Origin of the sequence: Paenibacillus guangzhouensis (assembly GCF_009363075.1) — a bacterium.
Taxonomy (GTDB): Bacteria; Bacillota; Bacilli; order Paenibacillales; family Paenibacillaceae; genus Paenibacillus_K; species Paenibacillus_K guangzhouensis.
In genome coordinates, this window is the sequence record NZ_CP045293.1 from 1,331,487 (window position 1) to 1,350,204 (window position 18,718).

Below are 18,718 nucleotides of genomic sequence, written 5' to 3' on the forward strand. Positions count from 1 at the left end.
CCCGTTGAAGGCAGGTCGCTTTTTTGAGTCCAACAGGAATGGCACGCGACTTTCACCTTGTTCTTCTTTTTGGTATGGTAATACATATGGGACGAACCATGATTGCAGGGGAGGGAAACCAAATGAACAGAATAGGATTCATTCGACATGGGGTGACGCCATGGAATCAGGAAGGACGGTTTCAAGGCCATTCAGACACGCCGCTGGCTCCTGAAGGGATTCTACAAGCGGAGTTGCTCGCCGCTCGATTAAGAGATGAATCAGAACTTGAATCGTGGGATCTCATCTACTCCAGTGATTTATCACGCGCTGCGATGACCGCGCGGATCGTGGCTGACGCCATCGGGCTTACGGAAATTCATTACGACGAACGACTTCGCGAAGTATCTGGTGGTTTGCTCGATGGAACGACGGAGAACGAGCGCGTAATGAAATGGGGCGAGGATTGGTATGATGATAGCGAAACGCTGGGCTTAGAGGGCGAAGAGGAGAGCGCTCGGCGCGGACTTCAATGCATAGAGGAGTTGGTAAGCAAGTATCCTGGCAGGCGCATATTGCTCGTAAGTCATGGTACCTTTCTCAGTTATGTCCTGAATCAGTTGTTGCCGAAGGACCTGAGCCGGCCACACTTAAACAACACCTCTCTAACCACCCTGGTGGGAGTTACAGGGGCATGGGAGTGTGAAATGTATAATTGTACGAAGCATTTAGTGAACATCTAACAAGAAGATAATTTCGAACCAGGAGGTGCTGAGATGAGAAAGTTTTTGTTCTGGGACTTCGACGGCACACTAGGGGGTCGAATGGACGGTCTGAAGGGCAAGGCATGGAGTGCGTCCATGTGGGAAGCGCTTGTTGAACATAAATTACAACATCATGTGAATCGTGATGATATTCTACCGCGATTAGGAAATGGATTTCCTTGGCAAGAGCCAGAGAAACCGCATCTTCATTTGAATACCCCAGAGCTCTGGTGGGCGCATATTGAATCAATTTACAAGCAAATTTATCAAGACCTTGGATTTACGAAAGATGTTGCAGGTCGCTTATCGGCAACAGCGCGCAACAGATATGTCGATCTCCCGATGTGGGAATTGTATCCCGATACGCTGCCGGTGTTGAGATCATTGGCTGAGCAAGGATGGATGCACATGATCGTATCCAATCATGTCCCTGAATTGCGTACGATCGTGGCACATTTAGGACTCCAATCCTTGATCACAGAAATAGTAAACTCGGCAGAGGTGGGCTATGAGAAACCAAATCCGGAAATTTTCCATATCGCCATGCGGGTAGCAGGAACGCCGGATAGGGTCTGGATGATTGGGGATAACATTGAAGCGGACGTACTCGGTGCGCGCAATGCCGGGATTCCATCCATTCTCGTGCGTGAGAAGGATCCGCGGGCAGAGCTTCAGTTCGATGATTTCTATGGGATCGAGAAGTTCTTGGCTGCGCACCAGGTTGAGAGAAGCTGTGAATGATCGGTCCGTGAGAATAACGAAGAACCACATGCCAACGGAGCTAAGTGCTCTCATCTGGGATGTGGTTCTTTTCATGCATATGGGTAAGCAGCGGAATGCCTAGGATCCGGTGATAGCTGACTTCCAGTATCAGCTGACGTCTCTAATTCTGTATTTTACGGAAAACATTGTAGCTTCTGCGTGCGCATTCTGAAATGGAAATGGGGTGGAAGCCGCTGACTTCTGCATACAAGGTATCGTTAAGCGGATCGATCCATGAACTAGGTAGCGCTGTCGCTCCAAGCGATGCTCCAAGAATGGAACCAACCGTAGCACCGTTGCAATCCGTATCCCAACCGCCAAGCACGGCCGTCGTGATGCCTTTTTCGAAATCGCCGCCGGAGTGAATGAGTGCAGCTGCGCATAATGCAGCATTATTATTCGTATGAACAGGGTGGTAGTGTTTAAACGACTCCCATATTTTACTTACAAGCTCGACCTGATCATTCGTTTCCTCGGCAATCCTTACCGCGAGCTGAATGTCTTCGGCCAGACGGCAATTCTTCGGAATTTCACTTAATCCGATCTCAATGATTCGTCTCACATCGCTCTCTACGAATGCAGCAGCAATCATCGCTGCACAGAACATCGCGCCATAAATGCCATTCTTCACGTGGGAGAAGGAGGCGTCACGCCATGCGAGTTCAGCTGCAAGCTGAGGATGACCTGCCCCACCATAGGCATACCCATCCACGCGGATTTGGGCACCGATCCATTCACGGAAGGGGTTCAAATAGGAACGTCCCCAATGAACATGCTGTTCCCAATCCTCCGGCTGTTCTCCGCTGATATGCGAAGTCACGCGTGCAAAATTCAAGTATGACTGTGCTTCTGCCGTGAATACTTGTCCGAATGACAGATGACGATGCCACATCTTGCCGACATCCCATGAATTAAAATCTAGACCGCGTTCTTCTAGCATGAGCAGTCCTAATACGGTATAACGAATATCATCATCCGTTTCCATATAACGAATGTTGTCGCCACAACTTGCCAGACTGCTCCAGTGAGCGATCTCGATGTTATACTGCGCCTCCGCCGTCGATTTACTCGGCGTATAGTGACGAATCGGCCATTGTCCGGCACCTTCGAACCACAGCTTAATATTGTGCCAACCTGGTCTGTCACCAGAACCGTTCATGAAAGAAGCGGCCTCCAGCGGCTTGCCAAGCGCACAACCGGCTGCACGTCCAAGCCAAGCACCATAAAACTTGTCTTGCCATGTACTGTCATCCCAATTGTTGCCCATCAAGCGCGGACCAATCGGTCGTTCGGCGCGAATTTCTTCTAGCCCTGATGGCTCTACATATGTAAAGTCCTTGCTTGGTTCAAGCGCCATGAGAGCGTGATATACGTCCATCAGCTGCGATTCATTCGTCCCGGCAGCGTCGAGACGCTCTGTGAATCCTATGACTTCGCAACCTTCCTCTCGGCGTTGCGTGATTTCCTCGCGTACAATTTCTCTAAGTCCAATCCATTTTGTCATGACAAGGTCCCTCCTGAATTACGTATGATTTCATTCATTATAACGATCGCCTGACGCCATGACTTCTCGAATGATGGAGAAGAAATTCTCATTTTTTGCTTTTTGTTGTTTTCTAATCGCATATGAATCTATGATATGATTAGATTATTGGAATAAATAAGAGGCAGCAGGACATTGCATCCGTTACGAAGTATGAAAAATACCAAAAGAACCACATGACAACGGAGCTGGAAGCTCTTATCTGCAATGTGGCTCATCGATCGCTATGTGGAGTTTGTTCTAGTGTTAAACTGATCTTGGCGTTCCCCATTGATCTTGATAGATCAAATCGTTCATCGCGCGTCGACGCTCCCAATCGTGAATCTCGAGCAGCGGTCGATCCGGATACGATTCTGTGTATCCCAAAGATAACAATGCTACAGGGTCGATATGGGGCGGAATGCCTAGTATGCGGCGGACGTCCGACTTCTTATAGAAGCTAACCCAGCCCATCGCGATTCCTTCCGCGTACGCGGCAAGCCACATATTCTGAATCGCACAGCTTACAGACATCATGTCAGTCTCGGGGATGGAATTACGTCCCAGAACATGGTCACCCGCACGGGATGGATCACAGGTCACGCATATCGTCAGCGGTGCTTCTTGAATACCTGCTATTTTGAGGGCAAGAAATTTGAGGTCCCGGTCTGTATCTTCATAATGGATGGCAAGCGCTCGTCTCTCTTTATCAACGATATAAGCGAGTTCATCCTTTGTCTTCTGCTGCTCGATCATAATAAAATTCCAAGGTTGCATGAAGCCAACGGAAGGGGCATGATGTGCACTCTCTAGAATGCGTTCAAGGGCTGCGGAAGGGAGGGGATCGGGTAGAAATGATCGGATATCCCTTCGTTTGAAGATGGCTTTGTAGACGCCTTGCTTCTCTTCTTCAGTTAAGTGTTCCATGGTTCAACCTCCATTATTGGATTGTTGGATGCTCTCTTAATTTTATCGTATGATTGATAGGATCACAAATTGCAAGTTGTTGAAGCGACATTTATTTAGCGTTATTAAATAAATACTAATGAAATTCTATATATAATTCATGTGGTTAAATGAAAGTTGTCGAATTGCGCATAATATTGTCGTATCAATGAATTTCGTCGTTATTTAACGATATTAAATAAATTTTAAGGAGAGAAGATAATGTCTATCCCAATGAAAATGCCTAGAGAACAAAAAGAGATGATCATAAGTAAGGTCCAGATGTTTTTTGAGGAGGAGCGTTCAGAGACCATAGGTAATATTGCTGCAGAATCGATCGTTGATTTCATGATCAAGGAACTGGCTCCCTATCTTTATAACAGAGGTGTTGAAGATTGCAGAAAGCTGCTGATGCAGAAGATGTCGCAGATGGAAGACGAATTCTATGCGCTTGAGCAGCCAATCCGTTAGGATACTTCAAAAATAGACATATATCGAACAAAAAACATCATACCTCGCAACAAACTGTACGCTATAATAGAAACATTACGAAATTAAGGAAAAAGGGTGACCGTTATGTTGAAAGGGATTTCATCAATTATTTCGCCGGAATTACTGAAAATATTAATGGAAATGGGGCATGGGGATACGATTGTGCTCGCAGACGGGAATTTCCCATCCGCTAGTCATGCGACGCGTCTTGTACGTGCCGATGGACATGGCATACCTGAATTGTTAGATGCGATTCTCCAGCTTATGCCACTAGATGCCTATGTGGAACATCCTGTTGGACTCATGGATCTCGTGCCAGGCGACAATGTGGAGACGCCGATCTGGGAGGAATATCGTACCATTGTTCAGCATCACGAAGGGAAAGAGGTATCATTCGAGATGATCGAACGATTTGCATTCTATGAAGAAGCAAAGAAAAGCTATGCCGTCGTGGCAACAGGCGAGCGAGCACTCTATGCGAATATCATCTTGAAGAAAGGGGTCATTGCATCCTCATGACATCTATTCGAATTGACGCGCATCAACATTATTGGTCGATCGAACGTGACGATTATGGTTGGTTAACGCCAGCGAATACGACGTTGTACCGTGATTATTTGCCGGTTGATCTTGAAGCGCACCTTGCGAAGCATGAGATGAACGGTTCGATTGTCGTTCAAGCGGCACAGAGTATTGCGGAGACAGACTATATGCTAGGATTAGCAAGCGAACATTCGAGTATACTTGGGGTTGTTGGTTGGCTCGATCTGCATGCACCAGATTATATACAGCAATTAGAACGATTTCGTGCCCATCCCAAGTTCGTAGGGATTCGGATCATGATTCAAGAGATGAAGGATAGCGATGAAGTGCTGGAATCCAGCATGCTGCAGGCGATAACTGACCTTGCAGATTCAGGCGTACCTGTTGATCTCTTATGCACGTCGAATCAGTTGCATTCGGTCGTGGAGCTGCTCAAGCGCGTTCCTCATTTGCATGCGGTGATTGACCATATCGCTAAACCACAGATTGCAGCGCAATCATTCGAGCCATGGCGCTCACAGATGGCAGAGATTGCTGCGAATCCAGGGGTTTATTGCAAGTTGTCGGGAATGGTGACAGAAGCAGATCATCAGCATTGGAGCACGGAACAGATCACACCTTATATCCAACATGCAATCGAGTTATTTGGATATGACCGTATCATGTTCGGAAGTGACTGGCCTGTATGTCTGCTTGCTGCAAGCTATGATGAAGTCGTAGGTGTACTGGAGCAGGCTATTGATTCACAATTAACGTCTGAAGATCGTGAGAAGTTATTTGGACGCAATGCGGCTGCTTTTTATCGGTTGAACTTATAGATTGATCTATGATACATCAACAATTAGCCCGCTCGAATGCTTTCGGCGGGTTTTTACTCATGTCTTTACCATTACTTCATCATTCCCTAACAACCCGTTGACACTGAAAAATATTCCCATCACATTTCCTGTTCATAATCAATGTATATCAAGTGAACAAGTGAGGAGAATGACCATGATGATGAGATCAACAACGATTCGGATTTGTACATTAGTGATATTATCTTTTGCCTTATCGGCAGGAGCAGGACTCTCTATTGTTGAATCGAAACCGGCTACTACAACAGCGATGGCCAAGGTTGCAGGGGAGTTCACGCAGTCACTCGTCGAGTAGCAAAAAGAGTTAAGCGTTACAGCAATGGAAGGAAAACAATTGCAAGCGATATATCAGGAATAGATAGTAAGGGAACAGGATCCGGGGATCTTGTTCCCTCTTCTTATGAGATGGCCTTCAGTCCGACGACGGAACCAAGGATGATGAGAATACAGACAATACGTCTCCAATCTTTGGACTCGTGGAACAGGAACATCCCGATCAACGCCCCGCCCGATGCACCGATCCCTGTCCAGATCGCGTAGGCGGTACCCATCGGAATCGACCGCATGGCAATGGTTAAGAAGGCGAAGCTAGCCCCGAAGGCAAGGATAAGGTACAGCACGGATTTCCAATTCTTATCGCGGTTCACGATGTTAATCATCACAACGCCAAGTGTCTCACACAGACCAGCCAAGATGAGTAAGATCCATGCCATTAGCTTTCACTCCCTTCGGGTGTCTCATGTTTACCGGTTACAAGCTTCAATCCGACGACACCGAGCAGCAATAAGATGACGAGCAGTACCTTGGCAAGATTAAATGGTTCGCCGAAGAAGATCATTTCGGAAGCGACGGTTCCGGCAGTCCCTAACCCGACGAAAACCGCATAGACGGTACCTACAGGGAGACTACGAGAAGCGACGATGATGACATGAAAGCTGATATAGATGGCAATGATGGTACCAATCCAAGCTAGAGGCGTTGCCGCGTGTTTGAGCCCGATGACCCACATGACTTCGAATACGGCGCCGCAGACGACTTTTAGCCAATGATTCATTCGAACCACTCCTATCTTTAGGTATTATTATGAAGCAAAATGACAGAAACAAACCGAAAAAGCCCGAGAGTCATCGATAGATCGATACTCCCGGGCTTTTGTCCCTCCGTGTCAACGGCAACTCGTGCCGTTCGTTTCCTCTCGGACCAGTCTTATTGCAATGCATGCAATAACGGAACCCTAGGAAACTTTTGCTCATGAAATTACTTGTTAGTATAATACAGTTTGTAGAGAAGCTCAATAGAAAATTTGGATAAAAAAAGTGAAGCATTTTTGTCAGAAATTCATTCGATCCTGCGTCTATACCATAGATCAACGACTTGCGAGGTGCCTAAATTGAATGAACTGTTCGTAAAATGGGATGAGCTGGAGGATGAAGTGCTCATTCGAGAATCAAGAAATGGTCAGCAGGAAGCGTTCGGTGAGCTGGTGCGTCGGCATCGAGCGAAGGTATATGGCTACGCACAGTCCATTACCCAAGAAGCGTTTCTCGCCGAAGATATCGTGCAAGAAGCCCTGGTCCGTGCCTTTCTTAATCTTGGATCTCTCGTGGATACTGCACGATTCCTCCCTTGGCTGCATCGTATCGTGCGTAATCAAGCCTATACGAAGCTGCGAAGCACATCGGTTACAAGAGAACGCGTTGCCAGCGGGATGGTCCGACTTGGAGATGATCGCGACGGAGAAGAGAACTGGCATGACATTGAATACATTCTCCATCGATTATCGAGAGCAACACCAGCCGAAGAGGATCATCGAACGAACCCTGAAGAGCGGCTAGTTCGACAGGAGCTCCTCGAGATGATCAGCGGAATGCTCCGATGTCTGAAGCAAAAGGAACGGATCGTCTTCGAATCGCATTTCTTCGATCAGCTGTCACCACAGGAGATCGCGCGTCTGTTCAACTTGTCACATGCCAATGTGTATCAGATTCTATCCCGCTCTAGGAAGAAAGTCATTCAAGAGAGAGTTCGTGTCGTTGTTGATGACTATGTGAAATCGAGAAAGGATATGAACCAAATGAAAAAAGTTATCTTAAACCCTTCCCAAGCAAAAACGGAGTACAGCTGGACATCCGCGGCGACAGTGATGAATCAGATGATTTCATTTACGGGACGCAAGGTATCGCTTCCAGCCGTGATGGGTTATTCGGGACATGCTTTTCGAATCAACATTATTCCGGAAGATATTCATATTGCAGGGCCGACATGCTTCTTCTTCGATTGCATTCTCACCAAAGGGTTGAAAAATCTAGGATACGATGCGCGAGCCGTAGTTGGGATCAAACCAGCGATGGGTCCTAACACTAACTTGGCAGATCCGGCACTATTGACGACAGCTGCGAAAGAAAAGAGAGAAATTCATCAAGCGCTGCCTGAAGCGTTGGAGCTAATCCATCGGTCGATTGACCGTGGTCTGCCTGTCTTAACTTGGGATACGTTCATACCTGAATTCGGGTTGATCTACGGTTATGATGATGAACAGCGCCTTCTCACGGTTCATGAATGCGGTAAAGACGATACCGTTCCCTATGAACATTTAGGTCGAGGCATTCTAGAGGATTTGTTCGTACTCGCGATCGAAGAACAGCAAGCATTCGATGAACGTTCGGCGCTGCGGGGTGCACTAGAGATGATCCTAGATCACTATCATGGTCGTGAAGTACAATGTATGAATGCGATTCATGGTCTGAAGGCATATTCGGTGTGGATCGACGCCTTCCGTGGCGGTAAGATCGAGCCGAATGGCAATGCCTATAATACCGTTGTGCTCTGGGATGCGCGCAGGCATGCCGCAGCATTCCTGAACGAACTCGCGGATTCATGGATAGGTGATACGCCGTTAGACGTGAACATGAGAGAGTGGAGCCTGGCAGCGGCGGGAATTTATTCGCAGATTTCGGAGCACTTGCAGGAGATGCACCAGATGTTCCCATTCCCGATGGGTGGGGAGCCGAATGATCCTGCCCGTGCAACGCGTTCGATCCAGATTCTGCAATCCGTAGAAGCGCTTGAGCATGAAGCTGTGGCCACATTAGAGCAAATGTATAAGGCATTGCAATAAATAATTAGAAATTCACATGAAAAAAGCTTAGTCCAACAATGGATTAAGCTTTTTTGGGGTAGGAATGATGGCATAAAAAAAGACACCTCGTGGCGTCACATTTACGTTTCTGGGTGGGATCAAATAGAGACTACCTATCCCGGCTCCCGATAATATTAGTATAAACTGGGATTTATTATAAGTCTATACTTTTAGCGAAATTTCCTATATTTTATTCTATGCGGCTGCAAAAACATACGAAATGGCAGGTGATTCATGGAATGGTTGATAGTTTTCGTCATGCTGGCCAAATCTTAATCCGAATGGAGCGGCGTCCTGTGATTGTCTTAGCGGTCATGATGATCTTGATCGGTCTCATGATGCCATTCGAGCTCCTGCTGGTACAATCCTTTGTCGACCAACTAGGGTCATGGTCGTCCACAGACGCAATTCATTCACTTTTCACGTCGGTTGTATGGCTCGGTGTTCTTATGTTGATTCAGAATATCGTGCTTGGTGTTCCTGTCCCGCTCGCCATGACGCGTCTGAATGAGATCGGTACGCTGGAAGAACGACGATTAGTTCTGGAGAAGACGGGCAGGCTACCACTTCTGTCGATTGAATCTGCGAAGGTGAAAGATTTGCGCGAACGTGCCATTCAAACCTCAATTTATGAGACATATTATACCGGTCTACAGATTGTTCAGGTATCGTTACAAATAGTCGTCCTGATGTTCCTCATGCTTCATTTCGGGCAATGGATATCCGTTGTTGCGGTAATTGCTTCTGCAATCTTACTATCCTACGTTTCTGCGAGGTCGGCAGCGAATCTCGAGCAAGTACAACGTGAGCAAGCCCCTCGCCGCAGATTGATTAGCTACTATGCAGATCTGATGACGGAACGTTCGAGTGCGAAGGAAGTACGATTATTCGGGCTTCATTCTCTGTTCAGCAAAAGATGGCGTACGTTATATCAGCAGCAATCAAAGGAGACGACAGGTGGTGTTCGAGCATCCGAAATGCGTAAGTTAGGTCCTGAGTTGTTGATGGCCGTGATAGCTGGTATGGTTCTAGCGGTTACAATATTACAACCTGATGCAGGGCTGTTGACCGCGGGGGATGTTACACTCCTGTATCTCGCATTGACAACGGTATTGTCCCAATTGCCAGGATTAATCCAACAAGTGACAGCTATGCATCGGCATGCCATGAAATGGAAGGATTTTCGGACATACCTAGAGCTTGAGGAAGAACAAGGTGTACGATCGATTCGTGAGGCAGAGTGTTACCGTGAGGCTAACCTCCAATTGGACGTTCAGGGACTTAGGTTCCGTTATCCTGGTCGGGATGCCGATTCCCTTCATGGCATCGACTTAACCATTCCTTCGGGGTGTCGTGTTGCTGTTGTTGGTGAGAACGGTTCAGGCAAATCCACTTTGGTTAAAATACTCCTTGGCCTATATTCTCCGGATGCCGGGGAGATCCGATGGTCGGATACCAGCGGGAAGAATGATGTTGGGCAGGGGAGCGTTAAGATGTCTGCTGTGCTTCAAGATTTTACGCGGCTTCATATTACACTACGAGAGAATGTCGGACTTGGGCAGGTAGAACGTATGACACTGGATAGAAGCCTGCTCGATACCTTGCAAATCGCGGGGAGTAAATACACCGATCTCGATATGCAGCTTGGTGTTCCTTTTGGCGGAATAGATCCCTCGGGCGGCGAGTGGCAGAAAATCGCTACCGCACGTGCATTCCTTCCGAATGCTTCATTTATCGTATTCGATGAGCCTACTGCAGCCTTAGACCCGCAAGCGGAGAAAGCCGTATTCGAACAGTTTATGCGTTTGACATATGGTCGTTCCGCGTTGTTCATCACACATCGTCTTGGCGCAGCAAGAATGGCAGATATGATCTTGGTCATGCAGGGTGGACGTATCGTTGAAAGGGGATCGCACGAAGATCTGATGAAGGAGAATGGTCCGTATCGCCGGATGTTCGATGTGCAAGCATCCTGGTATGCCTAATGGAGATGAGGGGGAACGGTGATGATGAATCAAAATCGATCGAATGTTGGGGGCAGTATGATTCGATTATTATACCGTATATGGCGGGTAATGCCGATGTTAGCTTCGGGATGGCTCGGAATACCACTCTTGCTCGGATTACTGATCATCCCTAGCTATGCTGCACATCGGTCATTGATTGATGTTTTCGTACATAGCGGAGTGGGGGAACGGACGTGGTTGAAGGTATGGGAGCAGACATGGCCGCTGCTGGCTATTTTTACAGGGATATCGGTGTTGCGTGTCACGCTCACGGCGATCCAAGCCTTGTTGGATGCTAAATTTCAAGATCGAGCAACGATGCATATTCAAACAGAGGTGTATGAGCGGTCCTCCCGCGTATCATTAGAACAGTTAGAGCAGCCGGCGTACTACAATCGGCTTCAACGTGCCAAGGGGGTTGCGGGAGCGGATTTGTTCGGCGTACTTCAGCAGTTTATTCTGCTTGTGCGTATGATCTTCGAAATCATCGGGCTGATGTTTGTGTTATGGCTGGCTGATCCGATCATTGGGGTGGGTATGGTGTTGATCTTTGCGGTGTCTTTCGCAGTCCGGCTGGAGTCCGATATTGTCGTGCGGCGCGTGAACCGTGATCTCACATTCGCTGGAAGACAATCGGATTATTTACATGACATGCTGACGCGTCCGGAGACGGTGAAAGAGATGCGGATATTCGATTCGCTGGATTATTTGATCGGCAAATGGAAGGGCAAGATGCGCGAGTCCTTAGCAACCCGGATGGACGCTCGCCGCCGAGAGATCCACCATGGTATTTTCGTTTCAACTGTACAAATTGTAGGACTCATCGGCGTCTTAATGTGGATGGTGCTGCAGATGCGTTCAGGAGCTTTTACAGCAGGGAGCTTCCTTATTGTATTCTTGGCCCTACGGCAAGCGTACAGCTTATCGGCGCGAATGGCATTTCCGGTTAGTAAGATCATCCATCAGGGAGCTAAAATCAGTGATCTGGTGGAATTTCTGCGGGATGACCCGTCAAATACGAAGTATTTTGTGGAAGAGAATGATGCTAGTTATGTAGGACCTAGTGACAATGCTCTCATCTGCATGGATCATGTGACTTATCAATACCCAAATGGGGATCAACCAGTGTTAAATGACATTCATTTTACTTTGCATCCGGGAGAGACAGTGGCGCTGGTCGGAGAGAATGGTGCGGGCAAGTCCACCTTCGTTCGACTTCTATTAGGACTTTATCAACCAACGAACGGGAAAATGTTATGGGATGGAAAGGATTATCGGGAGATGGACTCCAAGTTGCTTCGAAGGTCGATGTCCGCTGTCTTCCAGGATTTTGTCCGGTACGAGACGTCAGTTAGAGATAATGTTGCTGCTGGCATGTCGGAGGCTGCCAATGAGGAAGGACTTCGTCGCGCTCTGCAAAAGAGTGGTGCGGCAGAATTAGTCGACTTGCTAGGCGGACTCGATGCACAAGTCGGTATGCTCGCATCCGGCGGACGTGAGCTCAGCGGCGGTCAGTGGCAACGGCTTGCGGTAGCAAGAGCCGCAGTTCGAGATACCCCGCTATTAGTTCTTGATGAGCCAACTGCTGCGCTCGATCCGCAGCTTGAGATGGATCTCTATCATCATTTTCGTGAGATGGCACAAGGCAAAACCGTATTGCTCGTCTCTCATCGTCTTGGCTGGGCACGACATGCGGATCGGATCGTTGTGCTCCGACAGGGAAGAATCGTAGAAGAAGGCACACATGAAGCGTTAGTGGCGATGAATGGGGAGTATGCGGGGATGTTCCGAGTACAGGCGGAATGGTATCGAGCTTTGGAATCATGTTAGTGTGTGGTAGAATATGTAATAGGAATGAGAGTTTGTTGATTCGGGTCCATTTTTTGAATTCATGATCATGTACTAGAAGGATGTGGTCCATATTCTCCCCGAAAAAAAGACTTTACTCCTCGGGATCTACTCATTGCCAGTCTTCATTCTACTTAGTAGTGCAATGATTATCGGGACCCCCTATATGTTCGTAAGAATCATTAACCTTGTTGGGGTCATAGGGATATCAGCCTGCTGGGGCGCATTTATTCGTGAATGGTTCATTCAACGTAACCACTCCAAATCGAAAGAAACGAGGTAACCATGGCATACAACTCGGAAATCACCATGACTGAAATAAACAGATTGATCCGCTATATCGACTATTTTCGTGAACCCAATCTTCGCTGTAACCATGATGCTGGTGGGTATCCAATCGAGAGCGAAGCATTGTGCGAGTTCCGTCGAGTGCTCGCGGATACCGGGTTCTTGCTTGTGTTCAACTGGAGAGCTTGGTTAGAGGAGAACGAGGTTTATCGTAATCTCGATCACGATATCGATGAGAATCTGCAGTATGCCGATGTGGAGACGCTGAGAAAGCTGATGACCTGCTATGTTCGCGGGGATCGGTTCACCGAAGGACTTTTTAAGCATGTGGTGTTGAAGGGCCATGTTGCGAAGATTCTATTACGATTAGAAGAAATAGCTCGAGAAGAAACAACAAACCCTTAGTCCGGTTCATGCCGACTAAGGGTTCTTATTGTTGATTAATCTACATCAAGGACATATCGATCATCTTGGACCTCGGCTTGAAGCCGATGGAGTTCATCTTTCAAAGATTTCACAATCTCGGCGTATGCTGGATTCCCATATACGTTATTCATCTCAGCTGGATCGTTCGCTAAGTCGAACAGTTCCCATTCCGGTTGGTTGGACTCGTCCAGGGTGCCTGGAACGCCTAGTCCGTCCGCATAATAATAAATCAATTTGTAGCGATAGGTTCGCAAACCGTAATGCGAGTATACGTTATGATCAACACGGTGCATCCAATAACGGTAGTACATCGATGTCCGCCAGTCTGCGGGTTGTTCACCGCTCAAAACAGGCCGTAAGCTATGGCCTTGCATATCGTCAGGGATCGGTAATCCTGCATAATCGAGGAAGGTCGGCGCAAAGTCCACATTCAGGGACATCGTCTCTGTAACCAGTCCGGGCTTGATGCCTTGCTGATAACGAACAATGAACGGCATGCGAAGTGACTCTTCGTACATGAATCGCTTGTCATACCAGCCATGATCGCCGAGGAAGAAGCCTTGATCTGACGTGTAAATTACGATTGTATTATCCGCAGTACCCGTGTCGTCTAAGTAGTCGAGTAACCGGCCCACATTCTCATCGATGGATGCGACGCAGCGCAAGTAGTCTTTAATGTATCGCTGGTACTTCCAACTCTTCGCTTGTTCCGGTGTCAAATGTTCCGGTGTCTCTTCCTTCAGATCAATGAGCGTGAGATCACGATCCACCCGCATCGTAGCCTCTGCGGCTGCTGTTGCCCGCGTCGAATAATCGTCATGGAAAGTCTCTGGCTCCGGAATCGTGACATCTTCGTACAGCTTTGCATATTTAGCGCTTGGTTCCCATGGACGGTGAGGCGCTTTATGATGACACATGAGGAAGAAAGGTTTATCTGGATCCCGTCGATTCAACCAATCGATCGATAAATCGGTGATCACATCCGTTACATATCCGTCGTATACGCGATCTTGTCCCATCTCGGAGAAGGTCGGCTGGTGGTATTCACCTTGCCCCCAGTTGCCAATCAACACGTTCCAATAATCGAACCCTGTGGGATCATAAATGCCCCCTTGACCAAGATGCCACTTGCCGATCATCCCCGTCTCATACCCGCCGGCTTGGAGCATTTTGGCGACGTGATCCTGTCTGCCGTCGAAACCCTCATACAATGTTCGAACGCCATTGAGATGATTATATTTCCCAGTCAGTATTGTCGCCCGACTAGGTGCACAGATCGAATTCGTGCAAAAGCAGTTGTCAAATCGGATACCTTCCTCCGCAATACGATCAATATTCGGCGTATGATTAATGCGACCGCTGTAACAGCTCATCGCATGTGCTGCATGATCATCACTCATGATGAATAGAATATTCGGTCTTGTTGGCTGGTTCATCCGTCCGCTTACCTCCCATGTACTGTTTTCTTTTATTATAGGGAAGTCCATGGCGAAGTACGATGTACGTAATGCTGATGAGATGTACGAAACTACTGCATTTTTGAATGCATCTTCTCCTAAAATAAAGTGTTATTCATTGCGTACAGACAGTAGGATTGCTATGCTGTAGTTAACTTTAAGGGATGGAGCGGGCATAGGAATGTTCAAAATATTAGCAGTACATTATGATGATCGTATTCCAGATTGGCATACGGTTCAAGAACCGATTCCATACCATGTTATCGTACTGATGGTGGACGGAACGGTGAACTATTCGATTGATGGCGTGACGCATCGGGCAGAGGCAGGCGAGTTCTTATTCATTCCGAGAGGAACGGTAAGGTCGGGGAGCAACACCGAAGCAACGCATCGCAAATACACGGTGTTGTTCAATCTCGAACATGATGGCGATTCGGAGGGGGAGCAATTGCTGCACTCCCATTTTCTACGCATGAAAATAAGCCATTACGATTATGTGCTGAAACGGTTCGAGCGACTGTTCCAAGATCGATGGGAAGCGAGGCCTTATCATGAACCGATCTGTCTCGGCATTCTGATCGAGCTGCTTGGCATCGCGAAACGGGAGCCGGTTAGTCCAGCTGTATCGCCGATCAAGTTCTATTTGGCGCGCCAAGTTCAACAGGCATTGCAGCAGCGCTACCATGAATCGATTCACATTAACGATTTGGCGGCTCTGATCGGACGTTCACCGAATTATACGATCGCCATGTTCAAAAAAGCGATTGGCCTCACACCTATTGAATACATGCATCAGCTGCGTGTGCAAGAAGCGAGCAGCTTGCTGCTCGAATCGAACATGAACGTAACGGAAATATCGGATTACCTAGGATTCTATGATACGTCGCATTTCAATCGGGTTTTCAAGAAAGTGATGAAAGAATCGCCTTCGGCTTATATCGCGAATCGGAAAGGGCTTGTAAGTCAATGAGAGAGAAGAGGGTATATATCGGTCTTGTTGGATTACAGCTATGCATTTAGAGTCCATTTTTAGGAATATCCGCCGATTGAATTTGAGAGGTTTGTTGGATTTATCTGGTTGGCAGGATAGCGTTGAAGTTTCACGAATACTCTATATATGGGATTATTTGTGAAATTCGTGAATAAGTCGTTAGGTGAAATCCCTGTAAATAATGTAAAGGAGCGATCTACCATCAATAATTAAATCAGCAAATTTGGTGTTTTTATTCCCATCTTGGTCCGGATCAAACTCATCATATCGGCTTGAAGGCCTAATCTCTAAGTAATTCAAGGTTTTCATATCGCTATATCAAATGCTCAGAAAGCATGATATGGTTCCATCACTAGGGTGGGGAAGTCAAGAACATCAGATAAACACGATTGATTATTTTCTATTAAAGAAACAACACGACGATTTGTATTATCGATATCCCATACTAGTTTGCCCATGGTGCGGGGATGAAGAGTGTGGATTCATTTCGGTTTATATTGAGAGGGAAGACGATATTATTATATGGCAAGACTTTAAGGTGGAGCCTAGCAATCAAAATATTAATATAGGACCTTTTTATTTTAAGTGGGAGAACTATGAGAGAGCGATAAATGATACCTATGGAATAGCAGGAATTCAATAATATTCATTAAAGTATTTCAAAGGACAGGGACATTACCTTACACCATATTCGTGCTGCGGGCCATGAGGCCCTTAATCTGCAACAAGAATTTTAAATGAAGGCTTGTAGGCAGATACAAGATAATAGCTATCTAGGGGAATAGTCGTCACGAATACAAGATCGTTATCGGAAATCTCTATAATACATACATAATAACAATAAAAAGCATCACACGGAGGTTAAGTATGGAAGCATATAGAATTGATGCTATTTTTATTGATCGGGATGGAACTATTGGTGGTTCAGATGAAGCGCTCTATCCGGGAGATTTTGAGTTGTTTTCATGCACGAAAACATCAATAGAACGCCTTAAAACATTGAAAACACGATTATATGGGTTTACGAATCAACCGGGAATCTCCCGAGGGGAAGTTTCAAGAGAAGAATTTGAGCAAGAAATGAAGGCTTTTGGTTTTGATGGAATTTATATATGCCCACATCAACACACGGAGGGGTGTGAGTGTCGAAAACCAAAGTCAGGAATGTTACTCAAGGCGGCTGTGGAGAATCAGATAGAATTAACTAAATGTATAGTAATCGGGGATAGATGGTCCGATATGTTAGCAGCATATCATGTTGGATGTAGTAAGATATTGGTTCTCACTGGGGCAGGAAATGATGCTTTAAATAAGTACAGATATAAATGGTCAATAACAGAACCAGATTACATTGCAAAAGATTTCGAAGATGCAACAGATTATATAATGAATTTAACGAGAGGTTTTGAAGAGGACAGGGTCATCCTATAACAACGTATCTACACCGGCGCATGCGCGCCTCAAGATTCTCAGGTTCGTAGATACAACAACGTTATATGAAAGTAATGCAATTTAATTAAAACATAAAGGTGAATAGTACATATGAAAATTATTGATCTATTGAAAGATGACAAAGATAAAATTAATCAAACAGCTACTCTATTACAGGAAAGTTTTGAAGCTTGGTCCACATTTGAATTGGCAATTAATGAAGTTATTGAATCATTAGAAGATAATAAAATAAGTCGTGTATTAATTAATGATGAAGGTGTTGTCATTGGATGGATTGGTGGTCAAAGCCAGTATAATGGGAATGTTTGGGAACTACATCCTCTAGTAATTAAAAAAGCTTATAGAAGAAATGGTTTTGGGAAAATGCTTGTTGAAGATCTTGAGAAACAAGTTGAACAACGTGGTGGAGTAACTATACTGCTCGGTTCGGACGATGAACACAATCAAACGAATCTATCTAACCAAAACTTATACAGTGACCTTCCTTCATTTATCAAGAACTTCTATAGTAAAGATCATCCAGTTAATTTTTATATGAAATTGGGGTTCGTTATTATTGGAATTATCCCAGATGCAAACGGAATTGGTAAACCAGATATATTAATGGCAAAGCAAGTGCAGTGAGATCGAAGAAGGCATCAGAATCAAAAGAAAGGAGTGAATAAATAATGTGGGTTCCTTATGAAACGATAAGAAAACATCCGCCAGATTTTCTGGTTCAGTATCGTTTTTACAATCATGAAGAGGGAGGAAGAAGAAATCTTCCATATCAAGGTTATAGAAGTGATTTTGCGATAGAATCGGATTTTTCGAAGAATTCAATAGATTTAAGAGTAATACACCCAGAGTTTGAAGATGAATTCGGAAATCTTATATTAGATGAAACTAAACAAGTGCAATTAGAAGGGACGGCAAGAATGTGGGTGCTGTTACCCATATCTCGAGCTCGACATAGGAAAACATTAGATGTAGGAATGACAGGGTACTTTATGGAAGGTCCGAAAAAAGTTGCAGAAGCAAAGATAATTAAAATACTTGGATTACTAGAAAACCCATATATAAAAACTGATTGATAGATAATAAATTTGAAGCGTTACAGGTGTGGAAGAAACTCGGATATGGAATGTGTCCAGCACGAATTATAAGTGGCCCGAACCAAGATATTATCGTCAACGGATTTTACGTTGTAAAAACACTGACTTATATGTCGTGAATACAAGAACGTTATCACAAATACAAAGCTGTCT

20 protein-coding genes and 1 riboswitch are annotated in these 18,718 nt (G+C 45.9%); of the genes, 15 read left to right on the top strand and 5 right to left on the bottom strand.

The features are described 5' to 3' along the window. Nucleotides 1-122: 122 nt before the first annotated feature. Nucleotides 123-722: a histidine phosphatase family protein gene (locus GCU39_RS05920; protein WP_152392665.1), complete on the top strand. Its 600-nt coding sequence runs from the start codon at nt 123-125 to the stop codon at nt 720-722. Nucleotides 723-755: 33 nt separating this feature from the next. Further along, nucleotides 756-1,484: an HAD family hydrolase gene (locus GCU39_RS05925; protein WP_152392666.1), complete on the top strand. Its 729-nt coding sequence runs from the start codon at nt 756-758 to the stop codon at nt 1,482-1,484. Between the two features lie 142 nt (nt 1,485-1,626). Here GCU39_RS05925 and GCU39_RS05930 read toward each other — a convergent pair whose 3' ends face one another. Together GCU39_RS05930 and bluB are read right to left on the bottom strand one after the other, a co-directional pair. Continuing rightward, entirely contained in the window at nt 1,627-3,009 is a 1,383-nt protein-coding gene (locus GCU39_RS05930; protein ID WP_152392667.1) for an ADP-ribosylglycohydrolase family protein, read from the bottom strand. Between the two features lie 285 nt (nt 3,010-3,294). Further along, complete coding sequence (gene bluB / locus GCU39_RS05935) at nt 3,295-3,954, bottom strand: 5,6-dimethylbenzimidazole synthase (RefSeq protein ID WP_152392668.1); 660 nt, start codon at nt 3,952-3,954, stop codon at nt 3,295-3,297. 240 nt (nt 3,955-4,194) lie between these two features. On the opposite strand from bluB, the gene GCU39_RS05940 reads away from it, so the two are divergent. The 4 genes from GCU39_RS05940 to GCU39_RS31365 all read left to right on the top strand — a co-directional run bounded on the left by GCU39_RS05940 (nt 4,195) and on the right by GCU39_RS31365 (nt 6,159). Then, nucleotides 4,195-4,443, top strand: a complete 249-nt coding sequence (locus GCU39_RS05940; RefSeq protein WP_152392669.1) for a DUF2164 domain-containing protein — start codon at nt 4,195-4,197, stop codon at nt 4,441-4,443. A gap of 105 nt (nt 4,444-4,548) precedes the next feature. Next, a complete protein-coding gene (locus GCU39_RS05945; RefSeq protein WP_152392670.1) occupies nt 4,549-4,983 on the top strand; it encodes an RbsD/FucU family protein in 435 nt (144 codons plus the stop codon). Then, nucleotides 4,980-5,825 carry an amidohydrolase family protein gene (locus tag GCU39_RS05950; RefSeq protein ID WP_152392671.1) on the top strand — a complete coding sequence of 282 codons (846 nt, stop codon included), beginning with the start codon at nt 4,980-4,982 and terminating at the stop codon, nt 5,823-5,825. Before GCU39_RS05945 ends, GCU39_RS05950 begins: the two co-directional genes overlap by 4 nt. Nucleotides 5,826-6,000: 175 nt before the next feature. After that, on the top strand, nt 6,001-6,159 hold the full coding sequence (locus GCU39_RS31365; RefSeq protein WP_193726783.1) for a hypothetical protein: 159 nt from the start codon (nt 6,001-6,003) through the stop codon (nt 6,157-6,159). A 103-nt stretch (nt 6,160-6,262) separates the two neighbouring features. Here GCU39_RS31365 and GCU39_RS05955 read toward each other — a convergent pair whose 3' ends face one another. Together GCU39_RS05955 and GCU39_RS05960 are read right to left on the bottom strand one after the other, a co-directional pair. Next, nucleotides 6,263-6,577 carry a DMT family transporter gene (locus GCU39_RS05955; RefSeq protein ID WP_152392672.1) on the bottom strand — a complete coding sequence of 105 codons (315 nt, stop codon included), beginning with the start codon at nt 6,575-6,577 and terminating at the stop codon, nt 6,263-6,265. Further along, nucleotides 6,577-6,918, bottom strand: coding sequence for a DMT family transporter (locus GCU39_RS05960; RefSeq protein ID WP_152392673.1), 342 nt, complete (start codon nt 6,916-6,918; stop codon nt 6,577-6,579). Before GCU39_RS05960 ends, GCU39_RS05955 begins: the two co-directional genes overlap by 1 nt. A gap of 85 nt (nt 6,919-7,003) precedes the next feature. Continuing rightward, a riboswitch (guanidine-I (ykkC/yxkD leader) is annotated at nt 7,004-7,113 on the bottom strand. Between the two features lie 132 nt (nt 7,114-7,245). Between GCU39_RS05960 and GCU39_RS05965 the strand changes: the two genes are divergently transcribed. The 4 genes from GCU39_RS05965 to GCU39_RS05980 all read left to right on the top strand — a co-directional run bounded on the left by GCU39_RS05965 (nt 7,246) and on the right by GCU39_RS05980 (nt 13,550). Next, nucleotides 7,246-8,982 carry an RNA polymerase sigma factor gene (locus GCU39_RS05965; protein ID WP_152392674.1) on the top strand — a complete coding sequence of 579 codons (1,737 nt, stop codon included), beginning with the start codon at nt 7,246-7,248 and terminating at the stop codon, nt 8,980-8,982. Between the two features lie 260 nt (nt 8,983-9,242). Beyond that, on the top strand, nt 9,243-10,988 hold the full coding sequence (locus tag GCU39_RS05970) for an ABC transporter ATP-binding protein (RefSeq protein WP_227793454.1): 1,746 nt from the start codon (nt 9,243-9,245) through the stop codon (nt 10,986-10,988). A gap of 21 nt (nt 10,989-11,009) precedes the next feature. Then, on the top strand, nt 11,010-12,839 hold the full coding sequence (locus tag GCU39_RS05975) for an ABC transporter ATP-binding protein (RefSeq protein ID WP_152392675.1): 1,830 nt from the start codon (nt 11,010-11,012) through the stop codon (nt 12,837-12,839). Nucleotides 12,840-13,166: 327 nt separating this feature from the next. After that, nucleotides 13,167-13,550 (top strand): DUF6508 domain-containing protein, encoded by a 384-nt coding sequence (locus GCU39_RS05980; RefSeq protein WP_227793455.1) that lies wholly within the window; start codon nt 13,167-13,169, stop codon nt 13,548-13,550. Between the two features lie 35 nt (nt 13,551-13,585). Here GCU39_RS05980 and GCU39_RS05985 read toward each other — a convergent pair whose 3' ends face one another. Then, entirely contained in the window at nt 13,586-15,007 is a 1,422-nt protein-coding gene (locus GCU39_RS05985; RefSeq protein ID WP_152392677.1) for a sulfatase family protein, read from the bottom strand. A 202-nt stretch (nt 15,008-15,209) separates the two neighbouring features. On the opposite strand from GCU39_RS05985, the gene GCU39_RS05990 reads away from it, so the two are divergent. The 5 genes from GCU39_RS05990 to GCU39_RS06015 all read left to right on the top strand — a co-directional run bounded on the left by GCU39_RS05990 (nt 15,210) and on the right by GCU39_RS06015 (nt 18,544). Then, nucleotides 15,210-15,998 carry a helix-turn-helix transcriptional regulator gene (locus GCU39_RS05990; RefSeq protein WP_152392678.1) on the top strand — a complete coding sequence of 263 codons (789 nt, stop codon included), beginning with the start codon at nt 15,210-15,212 and terminating at the stop codon, nt 15,996-15,998. 361 nt (nt 15,999-16,359) lie between these two features. Further along, nucleotides 16,360-16,662 (top strand): hypothetical protein, encoded by a 303-nt coding sequence (locus GCU39_RS06000; protein WP_227793456.1) that lies wholly within the window; start codon nt 16,360-16,362, stop codon nt 16,660-16,662. A gap of 224 nt (nt 16,663-16,886) precedes the next feature. After that, nucleotides 16,887-17,450, top strand: coding sequence for an HAD-IIIA family hydrolase (locus tag GCU39_RS06005; protein WP_152392679.1), 564 nt, complete (start codon nt 16,887-16,889; stop codon nt 17,448-17,450). Nucleotides 17,451-17,561: 111 nt separating this feature from the next. Further along, nucleotides 17,562-18,095 carry a GNAT family N-acetyltransferase gene (locus GCU39_RS06010; protein WP_152392680.1) on the top strand — a complete coding sequence of 178 codons (534 nt, stop codon included), beginning with the start codon at nt 17,562-17,564 and terminating at the stop codon, nt 18,093-18,095. Nucleotides 18,096-18,139: 44 nt separating this feature from the next. Beyond that, on the top strand, nt 18,140-18,544 hold the full coding sequence (locus tag GCU39_RS06015; protein WP_152392681.1) for a hypothetical protein: 405 nt from the start codon (nt 18,140-18,142) through the stop codon (nt 18,542-18,544). Nucleotides 18,545-18,718: the final 174 nt, after the last annotated feature.